The sequence below is a fragment of the Polaromonas sp. P1_G2 genome (assembly GCF_056405515.1).
In genome coordinates this window covers 1-3,537 of record NZ_JBFUBY010000356.1, presented here as the reverse complement: position 1 = coordinate 3,537, position 3,537 = coordinate 1, and the positions used below count along the sequence as shown (strand labels likewise).

General features: G+C 52.6%; 3 protein-coding genes. All 3 read left to right on the top strand.

Features of this window, described 5'->3' with window-relative positions:
• On the top strand, positions 1-738 hold a 738-nt coding region (locus AC1D0P_RS23425), incomplete at its 5' end, for a Wzt carbohydrate-binding domain-containing protein (RefSeq protein WP_477678933.1).
• Positions 739-966: 228 nt separating this feature from the next.
• Positions 967-2,424, top strand: a complete 1,458-nt coding sequence (locus tag AC1D0P_RS23420) for a hypothetical protein (protein WP_477678932.1) — start codon at positions 967-969, stop codon at positions 2,422-2,424.
• Positions 2,425-2,457: 33 nt separating this feature from the next.
• A partial coding sequence (locus AC1D0P_RS23415; RefSeq protein WP_477678931.1) for a class I SAM-dependent methyltransferase occupies positions 2,458-3,537 on the top strand: 1,080 nt, incomplete at its 3' end.

Here is a 3,537-nt window from a genome sequence, read left to right as displayed (position 1 = left end):
GATGAAGCGCTGGCCGTTGGGGATGCCCAATTTCAGGCAAAGTGCTTTCAACGCATCAAGTCGATTCAGAAAAATGGCGGCTCAATTCTCTTGGTAAGTCATGCTCTCGAACAAGTCGGTCATTTCTGCGATCGCGTTCTACTTTTGAATGACGGCAATCTGCTTGCCGATGGCAAGACCGCCGAGACACTGACTCGATATACGAAAAATGCGTTAGAGGTCGAGAGGCCGTCTGAAGACAGGCGTCCTTCAGAYGATCCGTTCGCGTCACATTCGTCGTACAACGCCAATGAGACCCGCTGGGGCGACCGGGCTGCAACGATCAAAGATGTCTGCTTGGTCCAAGATGGAGCCACCAATCCAAAAGCTTTTTCGCCAGGCCTGGAAATAGAGCTGAAGTTCGAGGTTGAATTTCACGCCATTGTCAATAAACCTGTTTACGGCCTGACGATCAAAGCCGACTCTGGGGCCGAGCTCTTCAGCATCAATTCGCTTCAGTCATGCGCCGAATGTTTCGTCTCAGCGCAGAAGGCCGGCGACAGTATCAAGGCCTGTTTCCGCCTCCGCCCGTTTCTGGATGCTGGTGACTATTCGATATCCGTCGGAGTAGCCGGGGAAACAGAGAGCGGCATCATCCCCCATGACAGGCGCTATAACTCAATCATTCTGCGAATCGCTCATCCAATTACGTCGTCAGGCAGCATTGCGATGCGGCCCTCTTTTTACATTTTGGATTGACTCTCCGACGGCATAACCAAATTAGCGAAGGAAGGGGGCCGATGTTGATTTTCGGCAGAAGCACTATGTGATCGTGTACGACTTAGATGGAAAATATTCCCCGACCATTTCACGGGCTACTCAATGCACCCAGTTTCCGCCGGCAATAGAAGCACCCTCCGAGTATCAGTTCTGGCCATCTCTGTCGTTCTTTCCCTTTTCTTTTGGCAAGGCAGGGCGGGGTTCAGCTTGTGGGATGAAGGTTATCTCTGGTACGGAGTGCAAAGAGTCATGCAGGGTGAAGTGCCTATCCGTGATTTCTCAGCTTACGATCCAGGCCGGTATTACTGGTCTGCGGCACTCATGCGGACCTGGGGTGACAATGGCATTATGGCCTTGCGGGGTGCGACGGCCATCTTCCAGGCGATAGGATTATTTGTCGGCTTGTTTTTGATATCTCGAACCGCCAAAGCAGCAGGCAAGCAGGCAGGCCTCTACTTGCTGCTATCAGCTGCCGTGTTGGTGGTATGGATGTTTCCTCGCCACAAACTTTTCGATATTTCGCTGTCAATCTCATTGATTGGCGCATTGGCTTTTCTTGTCCAGAATCCAAGCCGCAAACGCTATTTTTTCACCGGCATCTGCATTGGCCTTGCCGCCGTTTTTGGCCGCAATCACGGAATGTACGGGGTTGTGGGCAGCATTGGGATTCTTGCCTGGGTGAGCATCAAGCGCACCGATTATCCAGAAATACTCAAGGACTTTGCGTATTGGCTGGCAGGCGTCGTGGCTGGTTTTACACCCGTACTTTTGATGACATTGCTGGTGCCTGGCTTCGCCCTCGCTTTTTGGAAAAGCATTCTCTTTTTATTTGAAGTTAATGCCACTAACCTTCCCCTTCCGATACCGTGGCCATGGCGAGTGGACCTTGCATCGGCAACTGTTGGTGATGCAACCCGTGGGGTGTTGATCGGCCTGTTTTTCCTCGGAACAATTGTTTTCGGCCTGCTATCCATTCTGTGGGTGGTCCGACAAAAACTTCAGAACAGACCCGTACCTGCCGTGTTGGTTGCGGCGTCGATGTTAGCGCTCCCCTATGCGCACTATGCGTATTCCCGAGCTGACGTTGGACACCTGGCCCTAGGCATTTTTCCCCTGTTGATCGGTTGCCTTGCAATCCTGGCCGGGCAAACTGCAATCGTCAAGTGGCCGGCCGCACTCGTGCTCTGTGCCGCAAGCTTTTGGGTGATGCACATATTTCACCCTGGATGGCAATGTCACGCTGGCAAGCGATGTGTGAGTATGGAAATTTCGGGTAGCGATCTGCTGATGGACTCCGGCACGGCAAGCGATGTTGCGTTGTTGCGCAGTCTAGCCGACCGATATGCCAAGAATGGAGGAAACTTCATTGCCACTCCCGTCTGGCCGGGCGCGTATTCTCTGCTCGAGCGCAAGTCTCCGGTGTGGGAAATTTATGCGCTTTTTCCTCGATCTCAAGAATTTGAGCGCGCAGAGATCGAGCGAATAAAGTCAGCAATGCCTGGATTTGTGCTTGTTTTTGATCTGCCGCTAGATGGTCGTGATGAATTGCGCTTCCGGAATACGCACCCGCTAATTCATCGGTATATTTTGGACACCTTTGAGCCTCTTCCCGATTCGCCCAACCCAGCCTACCGAATCTTCAAAGAAAAAAAGGCGGCGCAATGACAAATCTACCTAGAAACCAAACATCCAAGTGATATGACAAAGCAATATCGGTTCGATCCAACACAAGGAATCTGGTCAGATCAGGCATCGGTCGCGATTCCTTACTCAGACGGTGATGAGATTGAAAATTACCTTTTTTCCGTCGTCAAACTTGCGAGGGACGTGAGCGTAATCTCCTCTGAAATTGCATCCGCAATCAAGGACTGGCCCTCCGAGTACCATTTTTCCCCCGTACGCCACAATCTTTTGCGCCCTTTTGCCATCGGTCTGGGACAACGGGTGCTTGAGCTTGGTTGTGGTTGCGGCAGCATGACCCGTTATCTGGGGGAGACGGGCGCAACAGTCCTTGCCGTGGAAGGCAGCCAACGCCGAGCGGCTATCGCGGCAGAACGGTGCCGGGATTTACCTGATGTATCAATTTACCGTGACAACATCACAGATTTCGAGTCGGCCGACAAATTCGACTATGTCACGCTCATTGGCGTGCTTGAATACGCCACAAAATTCATCAACTCGGACGATCCGGTCGAGGCCTGCCTGAAGCATGCTCAGTCCTTCCTGAAGGAAGATGGTGCTCTCATTCTGGCGATCGAGAATCAGCTTGGCCTCAAATACTTCAACGGCTGCAGCGAGGACCACCTAGGTACGCCTTATTTCGGCATCAACGGCCTTTACGGAAAGGGCGACCCAGTGACATTTGGTCGTCATGCGCTGGCTAAAAAGTTGAGGCAATCTGGTTTGCCGGCCCAGGAATTTTTCTACCCATTTCCCGACTACAAGCTCCCGGGTTTGATCCTGAGCGATGCGGGCAATGTGGATGCGCGACTACGTCTTGCCGATCTTCTTCTCCCCCATTCCGGATGGGGTTACCAGGAAACGCATCAACGCGCCTTCGATGAGGGGTTGGCTTGGCAGAGTATTGCCGCCAACGGTCTTACGGGAGAGCTCGCTAATTCATTTCTGATCTGCGCCCGGAAATCCGCTCCGTCACCTGTGAATTGGCTGGCAAAGGCATATGGTCGCTCTCAGCGACATCCCGCCTTTTTGACGGAAACCACCATTGCGCCAAACGACGAAGAGCGCCTCGTAGTAACAAAACGCCCCATTCATCCC